Source organism: Mesorhizobium sp. WSM4822 (assembly GCF_055811155.1).
The window spans coordinates 1-272 of sequence record NZ_JBVVQM010000098.1 but is presented as its reverse complement, the minus strand read 5'-3'; the positions used below and the strand labels follow the sequence as shown (position 1 = coordinate 272).

1 protein-coding gene is annotated in these 272 nt (G+C 62.9%); it reads left to right on the top strand.

Annotated features, from left to right (window positions below; translation table 11 throughout):
- Positions 1-64: 64 nt before the first annotated feature.
- Positions 65-272: hypothetical protein (locus AC0L3E_RS34700; RefSeq protein ID WP_473606923.1), on the top strand; the 208-nt coding region annotated here is incomplete at its 3' end.

The following is a 272-nucleotide window of genomic DNA, read 5'->3' as shown; positions in this document are numbered from 1 at the left end:
CTTAGGCCTGTCGGGCCATAAACAGGCCGGGATAAAGAGGCAGAAATGCCTGGGAGTTGAGATCGTGCAGACGACCCTCGCGCGCACCTTTGCAGCGTTGAGCGCCATCAATGAAGCGATCCTCTACGCGAAATCCCCGGACGAGCTGTACCAGAAGGTCTGCGATGCCGGGTTTTCGAGCGGGGACTTCATGGCTGTCGCCGTCTTCCTTGCGGAGACGGATGGACGGCGGCTGCGCTTCGCCGCCGGCTGCGGCGAGGACATTCCGCGCC